General features: G+C 71.6%; 21 protein-coding genes. 13 read left to right on the top strand and 8 right to left on the bottom strand.

Annotated elements, in window-relative coordinates; all coding sequences use genetic code 11:
- The first annotated feature begins 3 nt into the window (after positions 1-3).
- The 4 genes from ACIBEJ_RS10810 (at position 4) to ACIBEJ_RS10795 (ending at position 3339) form a co-directional block, all read left to right on the top strand.
- On the top strand, positions 4-1362 hold the full coding sequence (locus tag ACIBEJ_RS10810) for a sensor histidine kinase (protein ID WP_397182444.1): 1359 nt from the start codon (positions 4-6) through the stop codon (positions 1360-1362).
- Between the two features lie 14 nt (positions 1363-1376).
- Positions 1377-1976 carry a TetR/AcrR family transcriptional regulator gene (locus tag ACIBEJ_RS10805; RefSeq protein ID WP_397182443.1) on the top strand — a complete coding sequence of 200 codons (600 nt, stop codon included), beginning with the start codon at positions 1377-1379 and terminating at the stop codon, positions 1974-1976.
- A gap of 68 nt (positions 1977-2044) precedes the next feature.
- On the top strand, positions 2045-3016 hold the full coding sequence (locus ACIBEJ_RS10800) for a diiron oxygenase (RefSeq protein WP_397182442.1): 972 nt from the start codon (positions 2045-2047) through the stop codon (positions 3014-3016).
- 113 nt (positions 3017-3129) lie between these two features.
- Positions 3130-3339: a hypothetical protein gene (locus ACIBEJ_RS10795; protein WP_397182441.1), complete on the top strand. Its 210-nt coding sequence runs from the start codon at positions 3130-3132 to the stop codon at positions 3337-3339.
- A 278-nt stretch (positions 3340-3617) separates the two neighbouring features.
- Here ACIBEJ_RS10795 and ACIBEJ_RS10790 read toward each other — a convergent pair whose 3' ends face one another.
- Positions 3618-5309 (bottom strand): beta-galactosidase family protein, encoded by a 1692-nt coding sequence (locus tag ACIBEJ_RS10790; RefSeq protein WP_397182440.1) that lies wholly within the window; start codon positions 5307-5309, stop codon positions 3618-3620.
- A 55-nt stretch (positions 5310-5364) separates the two neighbouring features.
- Positions 5365-6123, bottom strand: coding sequence for a class I SAM-dependent methyltransferase (locus tag ACIBEJ_RS10785; RefSeq protein WP_397182439.1), 759 nt, complete (start codon positions 6121-6123; stop codon positions 5365-5367).
- A 50-nt stretch (positions 6124-6173) separates the two neighbouring features.
- Here ACIBEJ_RS10785 and ACIBEJ_RS10780 point away from each other — a divergent pair, with 50 nt between their 5' ends.
- Both ACIBEJ_RS10780 and ACIBEJ_RS10775 read left to right on the top strand, forming a co-directional pair.
- On the top strand, positions 6174-6923 hold the full coding sequence (locus ACIBEJ_RS10780; RefSeq protein WP_397182438.1) for a copper resistance protein CopC: 750 nt from the start codon (positions 6174-6176) through the stop codon (positions 6921-6923).
- Entirely contained in the window at positions 6920-8158 is a 1239-nt protein-coding gene (locus tag ACIBEJ_RS10775; protein WP_397182437.1) for a copper resistance D family protein, read from the top strand. Before ACIBEJ_RS10780 ends, ACIBEJ_RS10775 begins: the two co-directional genes overlap by 4 nt.
- Before the next feature lie 188 nt (positions 8159-8346).
- Here ACIBEJ_RS10775 and ACIBEJ_RS10770 read toward each other — a convergent pair whose 3' ends face one another.
- Positions 8347-9510 (bottom strand): hypothetical protein, encoded by a 1164-nt coding sequence (locus ACIBEJ_RS10770; RefSeq protein ID WP_397182436.1) that lies wholly within the window; start codon positions 9508-9510, stop codon positions 8347-8349.
- A gap of 67 nt (positions 9511-9577) precedes the next feature.
- A complete protein-coding gene (locus ACIBEJ_RS10765; protein WP_397182435.1) occupies positions 9578-10834 on the bottom strand; it encodes a cytochrome P450 in 1257 nt (418 codons plus the stop codon).
- Between the two features lie 24 nt (positions 10835-10858).
- On the opposite strand from ACIBEJ_RS10765, the gene ACIBEJ_RS10760 reads away from it, so the two are divergent.
- The 4 genes from ACIBEJ_RS10760 (at position 10859) to ACIBEJ_RS10745 (ending at position 17013) form a co-directional block, all read left to right on the top strand.
- Entirely contained in the window at positions 10859-11266 is a 408-nt protein-coding gene (locus ACIBEJ_RS10760; RefSeq protein WP_397182434.1) for a PaaI family thioesterase, read from the top strand.
- Positions 11267-11307: 41 nt separating this feature from the next.
- Positions 11308-13830: a CocE/NonD family hydrolase gene (locus ACIBEJ_RS10755; protein ID WP_397182433.1), complete on the top strand. Its 2523-nt coding sequence runs from the start codon at positions 11308-11310 to the stop codon at positions 13828-13830.
- Complete coding sequence (locus ACIBEJ_RS10750; RefSeq protein WP_397182432.1) at positions 13827-14675, top strand: ABC transporter permease; 849 nt, start codon at positions 13827-13829, stop codon at positions 14673-14675. The genes ACIBEJ_RS10755 and ACIBEJ_RS10750 overlap by 4 nt, the downstream gene beginning before the upstream one ends.
- 223 nt (positions 14676-14898) lie before the next feature.
- Positions 14899-17013: an ATP-binding protein gene (locus ACIBEJ_RS10745; protein ID WP_397182431.1), complete on the top strand. Its 2115-nt coding sequence runs from the start codon at positions 14899-14901 to the stop codon at positions 17011-17013.
- A gap of 1 nt (position 17014) precedes the next feature.
- On the opposite strand, the gene ACIBEJ_RS10740 is transcribed toward ACIBEJ_RS10745, so the two are convergent.
- Together ACIBEJ_RS10740 and ACIBEJ_RS10735 are read right to left on the bottom strand one after the other, a co-directional pair.
- On the bottom strand, positions 17015-17929 hold the full coding sequence (locus tag ACIBEJ_RS10740) for a hypothetical protein (RefSeq protein ID WP_397182430.1): 915 nt from the start codon (positions 17927-17929) through the stop codon (positions 17015-17017).
- Between the two features lie 163 nt (positions 17930-18092).
- A complete protein-coding gene (locus ACIBEJ_RS10735) occupies positions 18093-18470 on the bottom strand; it encodes an ankyrin repeat domain-containing protein (RefSeq protein ID WP_397182429.1) in 378 nt (125 codons plus the stop codon).
- Between the two features lie 95 nt (positions 18471-18565).
- Here ACIBEJ_RS10735 and ACIBEJ_RS10730 point away from each other — a divergent pair, with 95 nt between their 5' ends.
- Both ACIBEJ_RS10730 and ACIBEJ_RS10725 read left to right on the top strand, forming a co-directional pair.
- The gene (locus tag ACIBEJ_RS10730; protein ID WP_397182428.1) at positions 18566-19468 is read left to right on the top strand and encodes a proteasome assembly chaperone family protein; all 903 of its coding nucleotides are present in this window, start codon (positions 18566-18568) and stop codon (positions 19466-19468) included.
- Between the two features lie 14 nt (positions 19469-19482).
- A complete protein-coding gene (locus ACIBEJ_RS10725; protein WP_397182427.1) occupies positions 19483-20523 on the top strand; it encodes a Gfo/Idh/MocA family oxidoreductase in 1041 nt (346 codons plus the stop codon).
- A gap of 4 nt (positions 20524-20527) precedes the next feature.
- Here ACIBEJ_RS10725 and ACIBEJ_RS10720 read toward each other — a convergent pair whose 3' ends face one another.
- Positions 20528-21307: a tyrosine-protein phosphatase gene (locus ACIBEJ_RS10720; protein ID WP_397182426.1), complete on the bottom strand. Its 780-nt coding sequence runs from the start codon at positions 21305-21307 to the stop codon at positions 20528-20530.
- Positions 21308-21359: 52 nt separating this feature from the next.
- Here ACIBEJ_RS10720 and ACIBEJ_RS10715 point away from each other — a divergent pair, with 52 nt between their 5' ends.
- On the top strand, positions 21360-22232 hold the full coding sequence (locus tag ACIBEJ_RS10715; protein ID WP_397182425.1) for a hypothetical protein: 873 nt from the start codon (positions 21360-21362) through the stop codon (positions 22230-22232).
- On the opposite strand, the gene ACIBEJ_RS10710 is transcribed toward ACIBEJ_RS10715, so the two are convergent.
- Entirely contained in the window at positions 22213-24723 is a 2511-nt protein-coding gene (locus tag ACIBEJ_RS10710; protein ID WP_397182424.1) for an ATP-binding protein, read from the bottom strand. The genes ACIBEJ_RS10715 and ACIBEJ_RS10710 overlap by 20 nt on opposite strands.
- Positions 24724-24728 lie beyond the last annotated feature (5 nt).

The raw sequence follows: 24728 nt of genomic DNA, 5'->3' as shown, positions 1-24728 counted from the left end.
CCGATGCCGTTCCGATGGTCGGTGCGAGCCCGGATGACGGCGATCGCGGCGGGCAACGCGCTCGTCCTCAACCTCGTCATGGCCGTGCTCGTCACGCCGCTGGTCCACGTGGTGATCAGCGACTACATCACCGAGCGCGTGGCCAAGGCGGCCCGCCGCGTCGCCTTCAACGTCGAGCGCTACGCGCCCGTGGGCGAGCTCAAGGCCGTCACGCCCACCGAGGAGATCGACGCCCTCCAGGTCGTCGACCACGAGGCCAAGGTACGGCAGGCCAGCAAAAGGCTCTACGGCCTGCCGCCGCTGACCAACCTGAAGCCCACCGAGGACGACGGCCGGGTGGCGACCACCACCTGCACCAGGCTGCTGCCCGGCAATCCCTGCCTGACCACCGTGGGCTTCCGCGTCAGCGTGAACGGCGACTACTGGATGTCCTACGCCTTCGGCCCCGACCTGCCGTGGTACGTCAGCCCCCTGTACGCGCTCGGCCTGCTGGGCGGCGCGCTCGTGCTCACCGTGCCCAGCTCGGTCGTGGCGTGGGCGGCGATCGGCAACTCCCTGCGGCCGGTCAAGGACATCAAGACGGAACTCGCCGAGATCACCGCGACCGACCTGGGCCGCCGGGTGCCGCGCTCGCATCGCGGCGACGAGCTGGACGACCTGGCCAGGACCGTCAACGACACCCTCGACCGGCTGGAGGCGGCGGTGGAGCAGCAGCGCAGGTTCGCCTCCGACGCCTCCCACGACCTGCGCAGCCCGATCACCGCCATGCGCGCCCAGGTCGAGGAGGCATTGCTCTACCCGGACGAGACCGACTGGCCGGGGACGGCCAGGGAGGTGCTGACCAGCCTGGACCGGCTGCAGGCCATCGTCGGCGACCTGCTCACGCTGGCCAGGCTGGAGGCGGGGGCGCCCGGCCGCTCCGAGCGGGTGGACCTGGCCGAGCTGGTGGCGGCCGAGTCGGAGCGGCCCAGGTCGAAGCAGGTGGCCACGTCGCTGGAGCCGGGCGTGACGGTCATGGGCGACCGGGTACGGCTGGCCCGCCTGCTGACGAATCTGGTCGACAACGCCGAGCGGCATGCCGACGAGTCGATAACGATCACGGTCAGGGCCGAGGGCGGGCGGGCCGTACTGGAGGTCATGGACGACGGCGAGGGCATCGCGCCCGATCAGCGCGAGGTGGTCTTCCGGCGTTTCACCAGGCTGGACGCCTCACGCAACCGCGACGCGGGCGGCACGGGCCTCGGTCTGCCGATCGCCAGGGAGATCGCGGCCAGCCATGAGGGCACGCTCACGATCGAAGATTCGTCCCGTGGTGCCCGGTTTGTCGTGCGGATCCCACTCGCTGATGGTTACCGTGGGTAATAGAGTTCTCGGCTGTGACACGGGGTTTCAGCCGATTACGACGTGAGGATCTCCTCAAGACGGCCTGCGAGGTGATCGCGGCCCGAGGGTTCGGGCACACCAGGACCCTCGACATCGCCCGCGCGGCAGGCGTGAGCCAGGCGTTGCTGTTCTACCACTTCGAGACGAAGGAACAGCTGATCGCCGAGGCTTTCGCCTACGCGGCACGCCAGCATCTCAACGCGATCGGCAAGATCGAGCGCTCGCCGCAGCCGCCGACGGAGCGCCTGCGCGCGCTCATCAGGCTGTGCTCGCCCGGCACCTCGCCCGCGGGCTGGCGCCTGTGGATCGACGCCTGGTCGGAGTCGATGCGCAACCCCGAGCTCGAGGCCAGCACCCGCCGCATGGACGTGCACGGAAGGATGGTGCTCAAGGAGATCATCGCGGCCGGGGTCCAGAGCGGCGCGTTCACCTGCCCCGACCCGGAGGGCGCGAGCTGGCGGATCTTCGCGATGATCGACGGCCTGGCCGTCCAGTTGCACGTCCACGACAAGCTCATCTCCCGCCGCAAGGTCACCCTCCTCGTCCGTACGGCTGCCGCGGCGGAGGTGGGCCTGACGCTGGACGACCTGTGATCCGGGTCACTCTTCCCTCGCTATTGGATGCTCCGTACAATTACGTGGCGAGGAGAGGAGTGCCCGCGATGACAGCCGCACCGAGCTCTACCGCCGCCAGGGAGTCCGACGAGACGGTCGCCGACCGCAGCGCCTACGAGGCGGTCATCCATCGCCTCTCGAAGGCCTCGGTCGACAAGCACTGGGAGCCCTACAAGGACATCCCCTGGGACGACGCCGAGTTCCTGATCGACCAGGACGACCCCCGCTGGGAGCTGCCCGAGGTCGACAAGCTGGGCGCGCACCCGTGGTACCAGTCCCGCTCCCCGGAGGTCAGGGCGCGGATCGGGCTGTTCAGGGTGGCCACCGCGATGAAGATCGGGCTGCAGTTCGAGAACCTGCTCAAGCGGGGCCTGCTCAACTACGCCTACCGCCTGCCCAACGGCGCGCCCGAGTTCCGCTACGTCTACCACGAGACCATCGAAGAGGGACATCACGGGATGATGTTCCAGGAGTTCGTGAACCGCACGAAGATGCCGGTCCGTGGCATGCCGGGGCCGCTCAGCCTCATCGCCCAGGTCACGCCGTGGATCCCGCTGATCTCCACCGAGCTGTTCTTCGTCTTCGTGCTCGGCGGCGAGGACCCCATCGACCACGTGCAGCGCAAGATGCTCAAGGACGGCAGGAAGCACCACCCGCTGGAAGAGACGATCATGCGCATCCACATCGCGGAGGAGGCCAGGCACATCTCCTTCGCCCGGCACTACCTGCGCAACCGGGTGCCGCGCATGCCGCGCCACCGCAGGCTGCTGCTGGGCGTCATCTCGCCGGTCATCCTGGGCATCATGGCGCGGATCATGCTGGCGCCGCCGGGTGCGATGATCAAGCGCTTCGCCGTACCCGCGAACGTGGTCAGGGAGGTCTACACCGACAGCCCGGCCGCGGCGGCGGAGATCCGCGACTCGGTCGGCAAGACCCGGGAGCTGTGCGTTTCCCTCGGCCTGGTCAACCCGCTCACCCGGCGGATCTGGCGGCTCATGGGCATCTGGGCGGCCCCGTGAAGAGCGCGATCGTCACCGGCGGCACCTCCGGCATCCGGTCAACACGGCGTCGATGGCGGGTTTCACCTCCCGACAAAACGGACATATAGCAATAAATCGGGGAGGTGTTCCGTGTGAGTTCGAAGTCGCGTCAGTCGCGCGAGCAACACGAGGACAAGGCCGACCAGCCTTCGGCGGCCGAGACGCCGAAGCCCTACGCGAAGGTCAGAGGGGCCTCGCGCGGGACCACGGAACGCACCGCCGCGGGCGGCGCGCTGTCGCGGCGGCTGGCCCGGCAGTCCCTTCCGCTACGGCGCGGCCAGCGCGGCGGCACCAAGGGCTGACCACGCACCGACCCGCACCGACCCGCACCGACCTGCACCGACCTGTATTGACCTGTATCGACCTGTACGACCATCCAGCCGACCTGTACGACCACTGAGCTGACCTGGACGCCCTAGGCCGCCACCTAGGGAACGCCGGGGCGCCCCCACCGCCCACCTGGGGGCGCCTCCGGCTCCGTCGAGCGGCGCGGCCGGAACCCCGAGCGGCCGCGCGTCACGTGGGGGTGGAACCGCGAGGCCGGTCCCGGGCCCTCCAGCCCGGGACCGGTACGCAGGCCCTACCCCGCCTCCCCCAGCTCCGGCTCGGGCCGCAGTTCGGCCACGGTGTCCTGAGGGGCGCCGTCCATCTCCAGCACGACGATCTCGTTGGCGCCCTCCCGCAGCAGCGGCCACGGCACGTACAGGGTGACCTGCGGGCCCTTGTCCCAGTACCGGCCGAGGTGGAAGCCGTTGACCCACACGTGCCCCTTGACCCAGCCGGGCAGCGCGAGGAAGCCGTCGGCGGGCCGTTCGACCTGGAGGGTTCCGCGGTAGAAGGCCGGGCCCTCGGCCGCGCCCGCCCGCCCCCACGGCAGCGCGGACACGTCCGACAGCGGCACGGGGTCGATCTCCCAGCCGAACAGGTACTGCCGGTCGTGCAGGACGCCGTCCAGGACACCCTTGCGCTCGCCCACCAGCGGCCCGTAGTTGACCCGTCCCATCGCCTCCACGACCAGCGTCAGCTCGGCGCCCTCGGCGGGCGTGCCGAGTTCGACACCGCCGTCCCCGCCGCGCTCCAGCACTCCGGCGACCACGCCGTCGACCAGCACGTTCGCCCGGTCGCGCAGCCCTCTGACCCGGACCTTCGGCGCGCCGCCGCGCGGCCCCGGCACGCGGGTGCGGTAGACGGCCAGGCCGTAGTCCTGGCCGAGTTCCTCGAAGGTACGCGTGGCCGCGCTCCGCACGGTCCCGGTGGACAGCACGTCCAGGCAGTCGAGCAGCGCCAGCCGTTCGCCCAGCTCCACCCGCCGCGCGGGCAGCGTCTCCCGGACGGACTCCGGCACCGGCGGCAGGTCGGCGTAGCGGCCCAGCACCTCCCGGTACGCCCAGAACTTCGGCGTCAGCGCCCCGCTCTCCGAGATCGGCGCGTCGTAGTCGTAGGAGGTCACCGTCGGCTGGTACGCGCCGTCCGCCTCGTTGGCCCCCGACCAGAAGCCGAAGCTGGTGCCGCCGACGGCCATGTAGAAGTTGACCGAGCCGCGCTCCAGGATCTCCTCCAGCGCCTTGGCGGCGTCCTGCGGGTCGCGCGTGTGGTGCGGTTCGCCGTAGTGGTCGAACCAGCCGTTCCAGAACTCCATGCAGAACGGCTCGTCGTCCGGCCGGTGCCGCGCCAGCACCTCGAACTGCTCCGCGGCGCCGCTGCCGAAGTTGGCCGTGGCCAGGATGCCGGGCAGCGTGCCGCCGGTCAGCATCAGGTCGGTGGCGCCGTCGGAGGTGAACAGCGGGACGTCGATGCCGCGCCGTACCAGGCCGTCGGCCAGGTGCCGCAGGTAGACGGGGTCGGCGCCGTAGGAGCCGTACTCGTTCTCCACCTGGACCATGACGACGTTGCCGCCCCTGGTGACCTGGTGGGCGGCGATGCGCGGGACCAGTTCGTCGAAGAAGCGGTCCACCGGCTCCAGGAAGCGCGGGTCGTGGCAGCGGTAGGGGCCGGGCAGCCACGCGGGCAGGCCGCCGTTCTCCCACTCGGCGCAGATGTACGGCCCCGGCCGCACGATCACCTTCAGCCCGGCCCGCCCCGCCGCCAGGAAGAAGCCCTCCATGTCGGCCAGGCCGGTGAAGTCGAAGTGGCCGGGGCGCGGCTCGTGCAGGTTCCACGGCACGTACGTCTCGACCGTGTCCACGCCCATCGCCCGCAGCTTGCCCAGCCGGTCAGGCCACTGCTCCGGCAGCGTCCTGAAGTAGTGCATGGCTCCGCTGAGCACCTTCATCGCCGCGTCCTTTGCCGATAGTGGTTCGCTTCGCCGTACTTTAGAGCATTTTCGCTCACGGGCGGCGGGCGAGCAGGACCTGCGTGCGCACCTCCTCGACCCAGCGGCCGGACGGGTTCACCTCGGTCAGGGCGGCGCGCAGCGCGCCGACGAAGGCGTCCTGGCGGGCGCCCAGGCGGGCGGGCGCCGAGTAGGAGTAGGACAGTTGCAGGCCGATCACGTCATCCATGTCCCGTTCGCGCTGCCACGCGAACACCTGGGCCTCCAGGTCGCCGAACGGGGAGCCCGCCAGCACCTCGTCGTGGTGGAGACCGCTGGCCTGGAAGGAGCCGCGGGCGGTCAGGCCGTTCACCCCGAACTCCTCCCGCACCCGCTCCGTCACCGGCTCCCACGGCAGGTTCTCGCGGTCGCGCGTGGGGCCCACCAGCGCGACGATCCCGCCCGGCGGCAGCAGTTCGTCCAGGTCGGCCAGCACCGCCCCGCGGTCCATCCAGTGGAACGACCGGCCCATCACCACGTGCTCGAAGTCCGGCAGGCGCCGCAACATGGTCGAATCACCGGCCAGCCACCGGATGTTGGGCCGCCCGGCGCCGAGCTTGCGCCCCTCGGCCAGCATCCCCTCGGCCGGATCGACCGCCAGCACCCGCGCCACCCGCTCCGACAGCGGGATCGCCACCGTGCCTGGCCCGCAGCCCAGGTCGAGCACGGTGGCCCGCGATCCGAACGCCTTGGCCAGCAGGTCGATAGCCGCGTCACCGTGGTCGGCGCGGTGTTTGGCGTAATAGGGGGCGGCACCGCCGAACAGGTCATCCATAGGTGGGACCATAGACGGGTTTCGAGGTGTTCGAGGGAAGGTCAAGATCGGTGAGGCGGCTTCTCACGGTCCTGCTGCTCGCCTGCGCGGCGGTCGGCGGCTGGATCGCTCCAGCGCAGGCGCACAACGTGCTGGTCTCCAGCGATCCCCGGGAGGGCGCGGCGCTCACCGCCGCGCCGCAGCGGGTCACTCTCGTCTTCGACCAGCCGGTACGGCGGGGCTACGCCGGCATCGGCCTGACCGGGCCCGGCGGGGAGGCGTTGACCGCGGGAGCGGCGGTGGTGGCCAAGGAGCGGGTGAGCGTACCGCTGAAGACGCTGACCGCGAACGGCGCCTACGTGATCGGCTACCGGATCCTGTCCTCGGACGGACACCCGGTCACCGGCAAGATCCACTTCACCCTCAACCTGCCCGACCCCACCCCTGACCAGCAGCCTGCTCCCACTGACCAGCCGACGAGCGGCCCGGCCGACCAGCAGCCCGGCCCGGCTGACTCCCAGCCCGGCCCGGCCGACCAGCGGCCCGGCACCGCTGACCAGGAGCCTCGCCCGGTTGACCAGCGACCCGGCGCGGCTGACGGGCGGCCCGGCGGTGTGGGGGTGCAGCCGGCGACCGGGTCTGCCGAGCTGAGCGCGCAGGCGGCGGAGGCGGCGGCCAACGGCGGGGCCGGGATGGCGGTCGTCTGGATCGGCGGGGCCCTGGTGCTGCTCGCGGCCGGAACCGTGATCGCCCTGCGCCGCGGCGCCCAGCCCGCCGTACCCGAGACGCCGTCACCGGGCGAGAAGGGCGCGCGGACGTGAGCGGCGGCACGCCCGTGCGCGAGGGCGAGGCCGGGACACACGGCGAGACACCCCGATCGGCCGGAACACACGGATCGACGGCGGCAGGCGGGGCGGCTCCGGTGCGCACCGCGGCCGGAGCGAGTGGCGCGGTGGGCGGGCTCGGTGGCGGGCGCGGGCTCGGTGGCGCGGTCGGTGGCGGGCTCGGTGGCGAGGGCGGGGTCGGTGGCGGGGGCGGGGTCGGTGGCGGGGGCGGGGTCGCCGGGGTGCGTGGGATGGCCGGGGTGTTCGTGGTGGCGGCCGTGGCGTCGGCCGTGGTGGCGAGCACGGTGACGGCGCAGGAGGCGGTGCCGGGGATTCCGTTGCCGGGGCCGGTGGTGGCGTTCGGGTTGCCGGTCGTGCGGGTGCTGCTCGACGTGGCCGCCGTGGCCACCCTCGGGCTGAGCCTGCTGCCGAAACTGCTCGGCTTCGACCGGCCCGAGCGCACGGAACCGGTGCTGCGCCGGGTGCGCCCGCTGGCCGTCACCGCCGCCTGGGTGTGGGCGATCTGCGCGCTGGTCACGATCGTCTTCCAGGCGGCCGAGCTCAACCCGGGCGGGGTGCCCACCCTCGGCATGATCAGCGCCTACGTGGACGGTGTGGGCACCGGCCAGGGACTGCTGTTCAGTGCCGCGTGCGCGCTGGCGGCGGCGGGGATCGGGCTGATGGCGGTGCGGTTCGGCGAGAAGGTTCCGGCGGAGCTGCGGATCGTGGTGGCGGCGTTCGGGCTGCTGCCGATCCCGGTGACCGGGCACGCGGTCGACTCGGTCTGGCACGACCCGATCATGATCTCGATGGAGCTGCACGTGATCGGCGCCGCCGCCTGGACCGGCGGGCTGCTGGCCACGGTGGCGTTCCTCGCGCCGCACCGCGACCTGCTGGCCGACACCCTGCCGAGGTTCTCCAGGCTGGCGACGCTCGCGCTGGTCCTGGTGTCGGTCTCCGGCCTGGTCAGCGGCCTCGGCACGCTGGCACTGACGCCGGGCGTGGAGCTGCCAGGCGCGATCCTGTCCACCGAGTACGGCCTGCTCGTCCTCACCAAGGTCGCCCTGACCGCACTGCTGGTGCCCCTGGCCGCGCACATCAGGTGGCGCCTGCTGCCCGGCATCGCCGCCCGCAGGGCAACCTCGGTGGTCGGCTGGGCGAGCGCCGAGGTCGCCGTGATGGGCCTGGCCTACGGCGTCGCCGTAGCCATCACCCGAGCCACCATCGCCTGACCCACCCCGCCCAACCCCACACCCCGTCCTCCGCTCGACCTGACGATCGTCCGGCCCTCAGGAGGCCCCTTCAGGCCCTCGTGCGGGCGTGGCACCGGGGCCCTCCGGCTTGGCCCCGGTGGGCGGCGAACCCCGAACCGGGTGCGGGTGCCGTGGGGGTGGGGTCAGGAACGGCGACCCAGCGGGCGTCAGGCGGGGACGGGGGTTCGGGGGTTGAGGGGGGTCGGTTCGAAGCGGTTGACGAACCATTCGCAGGCCAGCCAAGCCGCCGCCAGCCCCGCCCCCGCCCAGACCGCCGACGACGTGGCCAGGGGCGGGGCGCCGAGGAGACCCCGCATGCCGTTGAGCGTGCCGTACACCCCGCCCATGAGCGCGCTCTGCGCGATCAGCCCGCCGTAGACGGCGGCGGTCGCGAGGACGGCGCCGGCGACGGCGCGCACCGCCGGCACCCTGATCGCGAACGCGAGGTCCACCGCGATCGCCCCCGCGACCAGGAAGAACGGCACCGCCGACGGCGGGAACCCGGTGTAGGTGAGCATCTGCCAGATGAGCGTGCGGAACCCCACGTACGCCACCGCGACCAGCGTGGCGCTGCCAAAACGCCCGATCATCAGCCGGGCCACGGCCAGCACGGTCATCGCGACGACGACGGCGTAGACGGGATAGAGGGCGTCGGGCACCGGCAGCGAGAAGCCGACCATGGTGACCCGGTCGACCGGCCGCCCCATCTGGTCGGCGGCGAACTGCAGCAGGATCGGCTCGGCGTAGGCGGCGTTGTTGTCCCAGGCGCCGATGGACAGCACGCCGTACTCCTGGTGCTGCTCGGGGAAGTGCACGTTCTCCAGGAAGAAGGCGAAGAACGCGCCCAGCACCACGGTCCGCTCCCTGCCGGGCGGCGCCCCGGTGAACCAGCCCCGGATCACTCCGGCGATCATGAAGAAGGTGCCCACGTAGAGCAGGATGTGCGACGGGCTCCACGAGGTGATGTCGAGACCGTTGACGCGGTGGTTGATCAGGTCGAGGGGGACGGCGACCAGGAAGATCCCGGTCCCCCACTGGATGAGCCGCAGCGCGGTCCTGTCGACGCCGTAGCCGGTGTAGCCGTGGACGATGGTGAGGGCCAGCGCCAGGACCGTTCCAGCGGAGTTGAGCAGGTGCGGCGGCGCCAGGTCGTCGCGCAGCCACTTGAAGTGCCAGGAGACGTCCCAGGCGGATCCGAGCAGCTTGAGCGTGAACGCCGCCAGCCAGCCGTAGTAGAGGACCCGGAACAGGTCCGGTGGCGTCTCGCGCCCCGCCTGGCCTCTGGTCCAGTACGGCAGAGCCCAGTCCTTGATCATTGCTGCTCGTTTCACGGCACGAAATCTTGCCCGGCCTTTACCCACATCGCAATCGGACACAAATCCCGGCTGACCTTGGCGATCATGCCGGGCGCAGCCGTACGGGAAGGTGCTTGAGGCCGTTCTGGAAGTTGGAGGTGAGGCGGACCGGCGCGCCGGTGAGCGTGACCTCCCAGCGCAGCAGCTCGGCGAAGACGGCGCGCATCTGCACCCTGGCCAGGTGGGCGCCCAGGCAGAAGTGCGGTCCGAAGCCGAAGCTGACGTGGTCGTTGGGGGTACGGCCGGCGTCGAAGCGATCGGGTTCGGCGAAGGCGGCCGGGTCGCGGTTGGCGGAGGCGTGGTAGACGACGACCTTGTCGCCCTGCGCGATCCGCCGGCCGGCGAGGGTGAGGTCGCGCGTGGCCGTACGGCGGAAGTTCATGACGGGCGGCCAGAAGCGCAGCATCTCCTCGATCGCGGACGGCAGCAGCGCGGGGTCGGCGCGCAGGCGGGCGTGCTCGGCGGGATGGCTCAGGAGGGTGAGCAGGCCGCCGGGGATGCCGTTGCGCAGGGTCTCGTTGCCGGCGACGGCGAACAGGAAGAACATGTTCTGGAACTCGGCCTCGGTGAGGCCGCCCCTGAGCATGGCCGACATGACGGACGCGGGGTCGGTCGGGGCGGCGGCCAGGGCCTTGGCGTAGGCGAACATGTCGGCCAGGGCCGCCTTCGAGCGCGGGTTCGTCCCGGGGCGCGGTCGCGGGCGGGCCGCCAGGGCCAGGCGTCCCATCGGGCTCAGCCGCGAGGCGTCGGCCGTGGACAGTCCCGCGTGCTCGGCGTCCTGGTAGCCGATCACCCGCGAGGCCCAGTCGTGCAGCAGCCGCCGGTCGCCCTCCGGCACGCCCATGACGTGCGCGAGCGTCCAGACCGGCAGGTCCGCCGCCACCTCGACGAAGTCGCACTCACCCGCCGCGAACAGCGCCGCGGCCCGTTCGGCGATCGTGCGCTCCAGCAGGCGTACGGCGCGGGGCGAGAAGGCCGCGGCCACGATCCTGCGCAGCCTGGAGTGTCCTGGCGGGTCGGTGTTGAGCATCATCGCCCGCACGAACTCCAGGTCGGCCGGAGTCTCCGGGTCGCGGATCTGGGTGGCGCCGCGGTGGGAGGAGAAGTCCTCGGGCGTCCGCAGCACCTGCTTGACGTCCTTATGCCGAAATACCCCGAAATATCCGGGGCCTGCCCGCCACGGCCCCACCGCGGGCTCCGGAATCCAGCGAACCGGCGTCTCCTCCCGCAACCGGGCGAACAACTCGTAGGGCACACCGCTGTCGTACGTGGCCGGCAGGAAGACGCTCTCCACACCCATGGTCCCAGCGTGCATGATGACCCCGTGACACCTGAAGACGGCGACGCGATTCTCAGGGACTACTTCGCCCCCTGGATCCAGGACCTCGGCCTGCGCGTGGAGGAGGTCGGCGAACGCCACGCGGTGGTCCGGCTGCCGTGGTCGGACGCGCTGGCCAGGCAGGGCGGCGGGCTGTGCGGGCAGGCGATGATGGCCGCCGCCGACACCGCCACGGTCGTGGCGATCTCCTCGGCCAGGGGCGGCTTCGTGCCGATGACGACGGTGCAGCAGTCCACGACGTTCCAGCGGCCGGTGACGGGCAAGGACGTGCTCGTCCACGTCCGGATCTCCAAGCTGGGCAGGACGCTGGCGTTCTCCGACGTCACCCTCACCCCCGACGGCGCCCAGGAGCCGGCCGCCCAGGCGAGCACCGTCTACGCCATCCTGGGCTGATCTCAGTGATCTCTCAGATTCGGTAAGTATGCTCCACCCGCATGAGAAGAGTGTCCGCGCTGGTCGCGGTACTTGCCCTGATCGGGGCGGTGGCGTGGCTGGTGTGGCCGTCGGGTCCAGAGGTGCGCGGCCAGGACGCCCGCATCGCCGTCCTGGACGGCCCCACCGACGACCAGCGGGTGGAGCTCGACACGACGTTCTTCCCGCCCGCCGGCGGCGGGAAGGCGCCCGCGGTCCTGCTCGCGCACGGATTCGGCGGCAGCAAGCAGAGCGTCCGTGACGACGCGGTACGGCTGGCGCAGGACGGCTACGCCGTCCTCACCTGGTCGGCCCGCGGGTTCGGCCGCTCGACCGGCCAGATCGCGCTGAACTCCCCCGACTACGAGGTCAAGGACGTCAGGCAGCTCATCGACTGGCTGGCCAAGCGCCCCGAGGTCGTCCTGGACAAGGCGGGCGACCCGCGCGTGGGCATCGCCGGCGGCTCCTACGGCGGCGCCATCGCGCTGATGACCGCCGCCCACGACGCCCGGGTGGACGCGATCGTCCCTCAGATCACCTGGTACGACCTGGCCGACGCCCTCTTCCCCGACGCCACGGGCCAGGGCCCGCAGAGCGGCGTGTTCAAGAGCCTGTGGGCGGGCTTCTTCTTCGGCAGAGGCGCCCCCTCGGCCCAGGGCGGCCTGCAGGCCCTGACCAGGCAGGCGCCGCCGATGACCGCCGAGGAGGCCCGGTGCGGCCGTTTCCTGCCGGAGATCTGCGCGATCTACCAGCAGGTCGCCACGACCGGCAAGGCCACCCCCGAGGCGGTCGAACTGCTGCGCAAGGCCAGCCCGAGCTCCGTCCAGGGCCGTATCAAGGCGCCCACGCTGCTCATCCAGGGCCAGCGCGACTCGCTGTTCCCGCTGGGCCACGCCGACGCCAACGCGAAGGCGATCGCGCCCGGCACGCCGGTGAGCGTCATGTGGTTCGACGGCGGCCATGACGGCGGCAACGGCGAGGCCGACTGGCTCTACGCCCAGACCTCCTCCTGGCTGGCCCGCCACCTGAAGGGCGACACCGCGGCGACCCCGGTCAAGGCGTTCACCGTGACCAGGGACGGCGGCCGCGACCCCGGCACCCGCCAGCGCATCCGCCTGCACCCCGAGACCGCCGCGTACCCGGGCCTGTCCGGCACCACGACCACGGACGTCACGCTGTCGGGCCCCGAGCAGAACATCGTCAACCCGCCCGGCGGCAACCCCGCCTCCATCTCGACGGTGCCCGGCGTCAGCGGCCTGCTCGGCGGAGGCGGCGGCCAGGGCAACCTGAGCGTCTCCCTCGACATGCCGGGCCAGGCCGCGAGCTTCGAGTCGGCCCCGCTGACCGCCCCGCTCCAGCTCACCGGCTCGCCATCGGTGAAGCTGCGGGTCCACGGCAAGGGCGAGGTGACGCTGTTCGCCAAGCTCTACGACGTCCCCGACGCCATCCAGCCGCCCACGCTGCCCGCCGGGCTGGTCGCGCCGCTGCGGGTGAAGATCCCCGAGGGCGCGGCGAGCGCCGACGTGACGGTCGCGCTGCCCGCGCTCGACCACCGCTTCGCCGTCGGCCACAAGCTCCGGCTGACCGTCACCACCACGGACATGGGCTTCGCCACCCCGGCCGAGCCGGCCTCCTACCGGGTGGCGCTCGCCGCACCGGCCGTGAGCGTGCCGACGGTGGCCACGCTGAGCGCCCCCGCGAGCGGGGTCGCGTGGTGGGTGTGGGCGATGCCGCTGGCCGCGATCGTGCTGGCCGCCGTCCTGCTGGCCACGGGCAGGGCCCGCGGGGGTACGGCCGGCCGTACCGGGGAGGCGGAGGGCGCGCCGCTGGAGATCAGCGGCCTGACCAAGGCCTACCGCAACGGCGAGAAGGCCGTGGACGACCTGTCGTTCCGCGTCGAGCAGGGCCAGGTGCTCGGCCTGCTCGGGCCGAACGGAGCGGGCAAGACCACCACGATGCGGATGATGATGGGCCTCATCCACCCGGACGCCGGCGAGATCCGCATCTTCGGCGAACGGGTCTCCCCCGGCGCGCCGGTGCTGTCGCGGCTGGGCTCGTTCGTGGAGGGTCCCGGCTTCCTGCCGCATCTGTCGGGCCGGGAGAACATCGAGCTGTACTGGGCGGCCACCGGCCGGCCCGCGGCCGAGGCGCACATGGTGGAGGCGCTGGAGATCGCCGGGCTGGGCGCGGCGCTGGAGCGTGCCGTGCGCACGTACTCGCAGGGCATGCGGCAGCGGCTGGCGATCGCGCAGGCGATGCTGGGGCTGCCCGACCTGCTGGTGCTCGACGAGCCCACCAACGGCCTCGACCCGCCCCAGATCAGGGAGATGCGCGAGGTGCTGAAACGCTACGCCCGCGACGGCCGCACGGTGATCGTCTCCAGTCACCTGCTGGCCGAGGTGGAGCAGACCTGCACCCACGTGGTCGTCATGCACCGCGGCCGCCTGGTCACCACCGGCCCGGTCGAGGCCCTGCTGGCCAGCTCCAACGGCCACGGCCCACGCCTGGAGGACGTCTTCCTGGACCTGATCGGAGAGAACTCGTGAACACCGCAGTGGGGTACGCGCCGGGGCGGACGCTGCCGCTGCGGGTGGAGATCGTCCGGCAGTTCAAGCGGCGGCGGACCCTGGTCATGTTCGGGCTGCTGCTCGCGCTGCCGTGGATCCTGGTCATCGCCTTCCAGTTCGGCCCGCAGCAGCCCAGCGGCCAGCAGGCCGGGCTGCGCATCTCCGACCTGGCCACGGCCAGCGGCCTGAACTTCGCCGCCTTCGCGCTGTCGGTCTCGGCCAGCTTCCTGCTGGTGGTGGCGGTGGCGCTGTTCTGCGGCGACACCGTGGCCAGCGAGGCGAACTGGTCCTCGCTGCGCTACCTGCTGGCCGCCCCGGTGCCGCGCGACCGGCTGCTGCGCCAGAAGCTCATCGTGGCCCTCGGCTACTCCGCCGCCGCGGTGATCGCGCTGCCGCTCATGGCGCTGCTGGCCGGGACGGTCGCGTTCGGCTGGGACGACATCCAGGTGCCCGGCACCGGCGAGGTCATCCCGGCCCTGGACGTGCTGCCGCGCTTCGGCATCGTGATCGGCTACGCGCTGGTCAGCCAGCTCGTGGTGGCCGCCCTGGCGTTCCTGATCTCCACCGTCACCGACTCGCCGCTGGGCGCCGTCGGCGGCGCGGTGGGCCTGTGGATCGTCTGCACGATCCTCCAGGCGGTGGAAGCCCTGGGGACGCTGCGGGAGCTGCTGCCGACGTTCTGGAACACCGCCTGGCTGGACGCGCTCGCCCCGGTCATAGACTGGGGCGGCATGGCCAAGGGCGCCTCGATCTCGGTGACGTACGCGGCGCTGCTGCTGGCCTTCGCCTTCCGCCGCTTCCGCCGTAAGGACGTCGTGTCCTAACCCCAGTGGGGCGGCTTGTTCTCCAGGTAGAAGCTGTCGTCGTCGGCCTCGCGCCAGTCGCCCCACGCCACGTCGGTGTCATCGGCGGTCTGCTCCGGGAGAAATTCGCTCACGGAATACATGCTACCGAGACGAACAAACCCGACCCCGCGCCGTCCCGTACGCAAAGGACATCAGGTTTGACCGGGGGTACGATGCCTGTGCAGGTGTCGCCTAACCCCCCGTGAGGCTGCCCATGGCCACCCCGACAGGTTGGCGGCGAGAAGGCAATCTGCCGGCGGAGCTGACGAGCTTCGTGGGCCGGACCCGCCTGCTCGCCAATCTCAAGCGCCACCTGGGTGAGTCACGTCTGGTCACGGTCACCGGCATCGGTGGCGTGGGCAAGTCGCGCACGGTGCTGCGCCTGGCCCACCAGGTCCGCTCGCAGTACGAGGACGGCGTCTGGTTCGCCGACCTGGCCAGGCTGCAGGACGCGGGCATGGTCAAGCACACGATCGCCTCGGCGCTCGGCATCGCCGACCAGTCCTCGCGCGCGGCCTCGGAGTCGCTGACGGAGTGGGTCGAGGGGCGGCACATGCTGCTCATCATCGACACCTGCGAACACCTGATCCAGGGCTGCGCCGAGCTGGTCGAGGAGCTGCTGGAGGCCAACCCCAACCTGCGCATCCTGGCCACCAGCCGGCAGTCGCTGCACCTGCCGTACGAGCGGGTGGTGCCGGTTCCGCCGCTGCAGGTGCCGGGCGAGGACCTGGCCGAGAGCCTGTTCACCAACGAGTCGGTGCAGTTGTTCGCGGCCCGCGCCGGGTCCGTGATGCCGGAGTTCGTGCTGGACGAGCACAACATCGGCTCGGTGGCCGAGCTCTGCCGCCGCCTGGACGGCATCCCGCTGGCGATAGAACTGGCCGCGGTACGCCTGCGGGCGCTTTCGGTGGACCAGATCCTGGCGTTGCTGGCCGACCGGTTCAGCCTGCTGGCGGGGGCCAGCCGTACCGCGCTGCCGCGCCACCAGACGCTGCGCGCGGCCATCGGCTGGAGCCACGAGCTGTGCGAGCCCGCCGAGCGGCTGCTGTGGGCGCGGCTGTCGGTCTTCGCCGGTGACTTCGAGCTGGACGCCGCCAGGTTCGTCTGCTCCGACGACCGGCTGCGCTCGGAGGACATCACCGACCTGGTCACCGGCCTGGTGGAGAAGTCCATCCTGCTGATCCGCAGCAACCACGCGGGCGTACGCTACAAGCTGATCGACACGCTGGCCGAGTACGGCGAGGAGTGGCTGGACAAGCTCGGCGAGAGCCAGCAGATGCGCCACCGGCACCTGAACTACTACCTGAGCCTGGCCCAGCGCAGCGAGGACGCCTGGTCGGGCCCGCGGCAGATCTACTGGTTCGTGCGCATGCGCCAGGAGCACGACAACGTGCGGGTGGCGCTGGAGCACGCGCTGCAGACCGCGGGCGAGGCCGTGCTGGCGCTGAAGCTGCTGTCGTCGCTGTGGTTCATGTGGATCTGCTGCGGCTTCACCCGCGAGGGCCGCCTCTACCTGGAGCGGGCGCTGCAGGCCAACCCCAGCCCCAGCAAGGAACGCTGCAAGGCGCTGTGGGTGCTGTCGTACGTGCGCAGCGCCCAGGGCGACAGCTCCGGCGCGTTGCAGGCGGCCGAGCAGTGCAGCACCGAGGCGGTCAGGGTCGGCGACTCCAAGGCGGTCATCCTGGCCTCCAAGATGCAGGGCACCGCCGCCCTGCTCCAGGGCGACCTGCAGAAGGCCAGCGCGCTGCTGGGCGTGGCGATCGAGTTCAACACCGACAACAAGGAGCTCAACCCCGGCCTGCTGCCCGCGATCGTCGAGCTGTCGATCGTGCTCACCTCGCAGGGCGAGCTGTACGAGGCCGAGTCGCTGCTGGTCGACTGCCTGCAGGTGTGCAAGGAGCGCGGCGAGCTGTTCGTCAGCTCCTACGCGCACTGGGCGCTGGCGCTGACCCGCCTGGCCACGGGACGGGCCGACGAGGCGCTGCAGGACGCCCAGGAGGGGCTGCGGATCAAGCGGCACTTCCACGACACGCTGGGCACGCTGATCGCGCTGGAGACCACCGCCCGGATCTACACGGCGCTGGAGCAGCCGTTGCTGTCGGCGCGGCTGCTCGGCGCGCTGCAGCAGAACTGGAAGACCGCGGGCCTGCCGATGCTGGGCGCTCCCTGGCTCACCGACGACCACGACAAGCTGGTCAAGGAGTGCCAGAAGTCGCTGGGCGAGGTGGCGTACAAGCAGGCGGCGGAGTTCGGGGCGAAGCTGGACCTGGACGAGGCGTCCGCGCTCGCGCTGGGCGACATGGACGCCCCGTCCTGACTCAGACGGCCTGGGCCCATTCCGTGCCCGTCGGCCAGGCGTGCACGTATCTCGCGCTGCCGAGCGAGTACTCGATGTGGCCGCGGACCCAGTGCTCCAGCCCCTGCACGTAAGCGCGGACGGAGCGGGTGCCCCAGGTGTCGACCGACCTGCGCAGGCGCACCATCTCGGCGACGGCGCGATCATGCATGGTCGCGACCTCGTCGAGCGCCTCCTGCAGGGAGTAGCCCCGATGGGTGATCAGCACGTTGACGAGGTTGTGCCGGGCCTTGTCGTGCTTCTTCTCCTTGGCGTAGGAGAAGAGGTCGTTGTCCCAGACCACGAGGTCGTTGGCGTGCTCGGTGAGGGCCCTGATGTCGGGATGGTGCCACTCGTCGGGGGTGAGCCGCCGGCCACCCGCGATGTCGATCAGGGCGTAGACGGGGTACATGGCGCCGGTGCGGCGGCGCATGAACACGTAGTCCTCCGGGCTGGGCACCACGTTGGACTCGCGGTTGGCGGCCTCCCAGACCTGGGCGAAGATGTACTCCTTGGTGGCCGTGGACCACCGGTCGAGCTGGTCGCGCTCGGCGTGCTCGGCGATGCGCTCCTTGAGCCCCTGCAGCGACTTGGCGAACACGTTGGTGACGGGTTCGTCGGACTCGATGTCGTGCAGGACCCGGAACATCTCCGGGAGGGCCCTGGCGATGAGCGCGGTGTGGCGGCTGAGGTTCTCCGACTCGCAGAAGCCGTCGTCGAAGGCGAACAGCCAGATGCACCAGTCCATGAGGAGCTTGAGCATGTCGCGGTCGACCAGGGGGTAGGCTCGGGCGGTGAGCCAGCCGAACCTGGCGCTCTTGTAACGTTCCAGCATGTCAGGCTCGTCGAGCATGCCTGACTCGAGGAGCCAGGCGAAGCTGTCTTCGCTGGCCTCCACGACGTGGGGGTTCACCTCGCTTTCGAACGGGCACTGCAGGACGGGGATGCGGAGGGATGGGTTGGTTGTGGCTTGCGCAGAGGTTCTAGCCATGACCTCATGATCGCAATGATCTTGAAGGGTGGCCATATCGCATTAATAGCGAATTTTCTGCCCTTGGGGGCTATGTCAACCAATCCTCTACCCCGAACATGCGGGCTGTGTCGATAGCCGATGGGTTGCCCGTTTTGGGGTCGGCACCCGCCTCCAGCAGCGCTTTGACCACTTCCGGCTCCTTCTTGAACACCGCGCCCGCCAGCGGCGTCTGCCCGCGGTCGTTGGGCCGCCCGGGATCGGCGCCCAGCTCGGCCAGCATGCGCACGGTCGGCGCGTGCCCGTGATAGGCGGCGAGCATCAGCAGGGTGTCGCCGCGGCCGTTGGTCAGGTCCGCCGGCACCCCCGCCACCACGTACGCGCGCAGCGCCTCGGTCTCCCCGGCCCTGGCCAGATCGAACATCCTCGTGGCGAACTCCTCGAGTTCGTCGTCACGCTCCCCGTCCATGAGGCCCATTCTGCCTCGATAGGGTGCCCTGCACGGAATCGTTCCGGCTCGCCGTAGGTTGCTGTGGAGAGTACCTAGGGAAAGGCTGTCCAACCGTGTTCGACCCGACGGATCTCTACGAGCTCGCCGAAGATGCGCCCGAGCTGACCGATCCGGTGCTTCTGTACCACTTCGATGGTTTCGTCGATGCGGGCGGCGCCGGACGACTGGCGCTGGGCCACCTCCTGGCCGAGCTGGAGCACCGGGTCGTGGCCACGTTCGACGTGGACCGCCTCCTCGACTACCGCTCCCGCCGGCCCATCATGACCTTCGACACCGACAAGTGGGTCGACTGCGAGAGTCCCGAACTGGCCGTCTACTCCGCCACCGACGCCACCGGGACCCCGTTCCTCGTGCTCAGCGGCCCCGAGCCGGACCGCGAGTGGGAGCTGTTCACCAAGGCCGTGGGCGCGCTGCTGGGCGAGCTCAAGGTGAGCAAGATCGTGACGCTGCACGGCATCCCGATGGCCGTGCCCCACACCCGGCCGCTCGGCATCACCATGCACGCCAGCCGCCCCGGGCTGATCGGGCCCCAGAGCAGCAACTTCGGCCGGGTCCAGGTGCCGGGCAGCATGGCGGCGCTCCTGGAGTTCCGGCTGGGCGCCCAGGGGCACGACGCGGTCGGCTACGCCGTACACGTGCCGCATTACCTCTCGCAGGCCGAGTACCCGCACGCGGCCGTCACCGCGCTGGATGCCGTCACCCGCGGCACCGGCCTGGTCTTCCCGATGGAGGGGCTGCGCGACGCCGCCGAGCGGACCAACGTCGAGATCGAGGAGCAGATCCGCGGCTCGGCGGAGCTGTCGACCGCGATCGAGGGCCTGGAGCAGCAGTACGACGCCTTCGCCGCCGGTTCCGGCAAGGAGAGCCTGCTGGCCGAGCCGTCCTCGATGCCGACCGGCGACGAACTCGCGGCGCAGTTCGAGCGTTTCCTGGCCGAGCGGGACGAAGATCTCTAAGTAACCTGGGGGCCATGGACGACATCCAGGTTGGCCTGGTCGGCTACGGCCCCGCCGGGCAGTTCTTCCACGGGCCGCTGGTCCACGCCACCCCGGGCCTGCGGCTGGCCGCCGTGGTCACCCGCAACCCCGAGCGCGCCGCCGAGGTCGAGAGCAAGTACGGCGCGGCGGCCGTACCGGATGCCGAGACGCTCTTCTCCCGCTGCGACCTCGTCGTGGTCGCCTCGCCCAACCGCACGCACGTCCCCCTGGCCACCGAGGCGCTGGCCTCGGGCCTGCCGGTGGTCGTGGACAAGCCCATGGCCGCGACCGCGGAGGAGGCGGGACGGCTGGTCGCGATGGCCAAGGACTGCGAGCTGATGCTGACCGTCTTCCAGAACCGGCGCTGGGACGGCGACTTCCGCACCCTGAGCGCCCTGCTGGATGAAGGCGCGCTGGGCCGGGTGGCCAGGTTCGAGTCGCGCTTCGAGCGCTGGCGGCCCCAGCCGAAGGGCGGCTGGCGCGAGTCGGGCGGCGCCCAGGACGTCGGCGGCCTCCTCTACGACCTCGGCAGCCACCTGATCGACCAGGCGCTGCGGCTGTTCGGCCCGGTCCGCACGGTCTACGCCGAGACCGACGCCAGGCGGGAGGGCGTGGGCTCCGACGACGACACCTTCGTCGCGCTCACGCACGAGAACGGCGTGCGCTCGCACCTGCACATGAGCGCCGTGACCGCGCAGTTGGGCCCGCGTTTCCGGGTCCTCGGCTCGGCCGGCGCCTACGTCAAGTACGGCCTGGACGTCCAGGAGGACCGGCTGCGCGCCGGCGCCACTCCGGACGAGCAGGGCTTCGGCGACGAGCCGGAGGAGCGCTGGGGCCGGCTCGGCACCGACGACGACGCCCGCCCGCTGCCCACGGCGCCCGGCGCCTACCTGGACTTCTACCGGGGCGTGGAGTCCGCGCTCAGGAACGGCGGCCCCGCCCCGGTGGACCCGGCGGAGGTGGTCGAGGCCCTGCGGGTGATCGAGGCCGCGCGCCTGTCCTCACTCCAGGGCATGCTCACCCACCTCGGCTAGAGCGCTAGAGCAGGCGGGCCCGCAGGGCGGCGGAGTCCTCCCGGCTCCAGCCGTGCGAGCGCAGCCACTCCAGCGGCCCGCCGAAACGGTCGTCGAGCACCCCGAAGAACTGCTCCAGGTAACGGGCGCGCGGCATGTGGTCGTCGGCCGGGCGCGAGTCCAGGTCGTCGCGGTAGGTGTCGCTGGCGCGCAGCCGGGCCAGCACCCGGTCCAGGCGCTCGCCCGTCGCCGTGTAGTCGGCCACGATCGCGTCCCTGGTCACCCCGGCCACCTCCAGCGCCAGCGCGGACACGACGCCGGTGCGGTCCTTGCCGGCCGCGCAGTGCACGATGGCCGCCCCGTCGTCCAGCGACAGCGCGCGCAGCGCGCCCAGGACCGAGTCCGGCCGGTCGCGCAGGTAGCCGAAGTAGAAGCCGGTGACGCGCAGTTCCTCGTCGAGCTGGCGCTCCTGCCAGGGCAGCACCTTGTCGGCGTCGATGGAGTCCGCCTCGACGTCGGTGTGCCTGCCGCCCTCGGCGAAGAAGCTCAGGTTGTGGTGGGTGACCTCGGTCACCCGGGTCAGCGGGCCGGGGCCCTCCAGCGCGACCTCGGCGTGCGAGCGCAGGTCCACCACGTGCCGGAGCTTGAGCTCGCCCACGAGATACGAGATGTCACCGTCGGTGAGCCCCTGCAGGTTGTCGGAGCGGTAAATCCTGCCCAGGCGGGTGGTCCCGCCGTCCTTCGTCGGCAACCCGCCCAGATCACGAACGTTGACCGCACCCTGTAGCTCAATCCAGCTGTTCATCTGATTAACCTACATGTGAGCGAATTCCCCGTTCATAACGCAACATGAACGTATGGATCCGCGCGCTCTTCCCCCGCGGCTGGTGATCGACGCCTCTTTGCCAGCCGAGATCTCGGTCGAGCTCCGGGCCAGCCCGCACCTGCTCCAGATGGCTCGCCGCGGGCGGCGAATGGAGCGGACGTTCAACCCGGCCCTGCTCATCGTGCTGCCCGGGTTCCTGCTGTTGATCTTGGTGCTGACCGACACCGTGGGAATGGTCGTGGCCGGCGTCGGCATGGGGTTGATCGCCCTGCTGCGCTGGGTGGCCACCGGCGTCTCCGACAACACGGCACGGCGGCGCCTGAGGCTGGCCTACGAGCACTCGGCCCACTTCGTCCTGCCCGAGGACCTGGACTACCCGTGCCAGCGGCTGCTGCGCAGGGCACAGGACGCCGTGGACAGGATCCTCGCCGCCGACGTCCAGCGGGCCGGGCTGCTCGACTCGGTCAACAACCGGGTCTCGCTGCCGGAGGAGGTCTGGCAGATCGCCACCCGGCTCTCGAAGCTGTCGTCCATGCACGCCGAGCACGGCCAGATCGTGCCCCAGCTCATGCCCTCGGCGCTGGAGGACGCCTTCAAGCCCTACAGCTCCGCCCTCGACGCGGCCTGGACGTCGCTGTCGAAGCGGGTACGCCGCCTGGAGGAGTACGCCATGCAGGTGCGCAAGGCCGACGAGGTCTACCACGCGCACCTGCGGCTGGAGGCGCTGGCCGCCCGGACCCCCGACTACCAGGCCCTGATCGCCGACACGGTCCGCGACGACCTGGCCCGCGCCCACATCAGGCAGCTCTCCGAGCAGGCCGCGCAGGTCCGCAGGCTGTTCCAGCAGAGCATCGACGAGGCAAGGCAGACCGCCGGGGAACTGCTCAGGACTCCGCTCGTCTGAGCAGTTCGAGCGTCCTGCGCATGCCGGCCTCGTTGCCGAGGCTGCGGTAGATCGCCCTGGCCCGCTCCAGCGGCTCCACCGCGGCCTCGCGCTCGGCCGCGTCCAGGTGCGCCTCGCCCAGGTAGCGCAGGCACTGGGCCATCCGCCAGCGCTCGCCCAGCTCCTCGAAGGCGGCGTAGGCGCGGCGCAGCTCCTCCTTGGCCTCCCCGACCCTGCCCATGCGGCCGAGCACCCGTCCGGCCGACTGGGCGCTGCGCGCCACGCCCCAGGAGTCGCCGAGCGCGGCCAGGATCTCGCCCGACTCGCGCACGTGGTCCAGCTCGACCAGGCTGTTGGCCGGGTTGCCGACCTCGCCGGCCGAACGCAGGCAGCGGGCCACCTCCCACAGCTCGCCGCGCTGCTTGAACATCTCGGTGGCCCGGTCGAGGCTGAGCCCGGCCCTGGTGAAGTGCTCGGCGGCCGCCCTGGACTCGCCCTCCCTGCGCAGGCCGCGGGCCTGGGCGGCGAGGGCCTCGCCGTACACGCGCAGGGTCTGTGCCTCGGAGTAGCGGTTGCCCTCGCGCTCGAAGACCTCCAGGGCGTCCTCCAGCAGCTCGCGCGCCTCCGCGGTGCGCCGCTCGGCCAGGCGGAGTTCGGCGAGGTTGCGCTGGGTACGCGCCATCCACCACACGTCGTCCACGGCGCGGAAGCCGGCGATCGCGTCGAGCAGGTAGTCCTGGGCCCGGTCAAGGTTGCCGCCGGAGTAGAGGATCATGCCGATGGTCCGCCGGCACCGGGCCGACCACCAGGACTCGCCCAGCTCGGTGAAGATCTCCAGGGCCGTCTCCGCGTCGGCGGTGCTGCCGCCGCCGGCCACCGCGGCGCGGTCGAGCAGCGCGATGCCGAGCATGCGCCGCTCCCCGGTACGCAGCGCCGCCTCGTGGCCGATGTCGGCGACCGCCCGCCAGTCGGCCCAGTAGGCGCGCAAGGAGTGGCACAGCGAGCAGAACGCCCTGGCCAGTGCCCAGGTCTGCTCCCACAGCTCCAGCTCGCGGGCGTGGTGGATCATGGCGATCATGCTGAGCCGCTCGGCGTTGAGCCAGTCGGCGGCCTGCGACTGGCCCTCGATGCTGGAGCGCCGCCCGCCCCTGCTCCAGTCCTGCGGCCAGCGGTCCTGGGCGGCGGCCTCGGCGCGGTGGCGGTAGCCGCTCAGCACCCGCTCGGTCGCCGGGCCGCGCCGCTCCTCCGGCAGCTCGGTGGCGAACAGGCGGACCAGGTCGTGCAGGCGGTAGCGCATCGTGCCGCTCGCGTCGGTGCCCGAGCACTCGGCGAGCTGGGCGTCGATGAGCGCCTCCAACTGGTCGCCGCCGTCCAGCTCCGAGGTGTCCAGCAGCGCGCCCGCCACCCAGCCGGGCACGTCGGGCGCCGTCAGGCCGGAGAGCATGCGCAGCAGGCGGCGCTGGATGCCGGTGCAGTCGTCGTAGCTCAGTTGCACGGAGGCGCGCACGCTCTTGTCCACCCTCGGCGCGAGCTCCAACTGGTCCAGGCGGCGCCGCTCGTCGGCCAGGCGGCCGGCCAGCTCGCGTAAGGACCAGGTGGAGCGGGTGGCCAGCCGGGCGCCGCAGATGCTGATCGCCAGCGGCAGGTGGTCACAGATGGCGACGATCTCCTTGGCCGACTCCAGGTCGTCCACGACCCGGGCGCCGCCGGCCAGGCGGGCCAGCAGCTCCACGCTCTGGGCCTCGCTGAACACCGGGAGCTGGAAGTCGATCGCGTTCATCAGGAACAGCGGGTGGCGCGAGGTGACGATGACCGCGCAGCCGGGGTCGGCGGGCAGCAGCGGCTTGACCTGGTCGCCGCTGTCGGCGTTGTCCAGGCCGATGAGGATGCGCCGGCCCTTGGTCCAGGTCAGCCAGAGCTTGCGCAGTTCCTCCATGCCGCCGGGGTCGGTGGTGAGGCGGACGCCGAGCGCGCGCAGGAAGCCGATCAGCACCTCGTCGGGGCCCACGCCGCGCAGGTCCGCGTAGAGCCTGCCGTCGGGGAAGCCGCCGGCCACCTCGTGCCCGAACCTGGCCATCAGCGCCGACTTGCCTACGCCGCCCCTGCCGTACACGGAGGCGACCAGCGGCGGCGCCGGCTCGTTCGCCTTCCTGCGCCCGGCGAAGACCGAACGCAGCTCGTTGAGCGACTCGGCGCGGCCGGTGAAGTGCTCGGGCACCGGCGGCCACTGGTCGGGCGCGCGGCCGGACGGGTCGGGCGCGCTCAGCCGCTGGCGGCGCGGGCGCGCGCCGCCCTCCGTGGTGGCCCACGTGGTCAGGCCGACCAGCAGCGCGGCGGTCGCCGTGACACCGATCTTGGCTATCGGCGGGATCTCCCATTCAAGGGAGGCCGCGAGGATGCTGGCGGCCGCCGCCGCGACCCCCGCCGCGACGGGCGCGGCCAGCGGGACCCTGCGCCTTCTCGGCTTGGGCTCGGGCATCGGCTCGTCGGGCAGACGTAGCGGGCCAGTCAAGAAAC

It is taken from the genome of Nonomuraea sp. NPDC050790 (assembly GCF_044456745.1).
Lineage (GTDB): Bacteria > Actinomycetota > Actinomycetes > Streptosporangiales > Streptosporangiaceae > Nonomuraea.
Note: the sequence above shows the minus strand (reverse complement) of the source record. Positions and strands in the feature narration are given on the sequence as shown.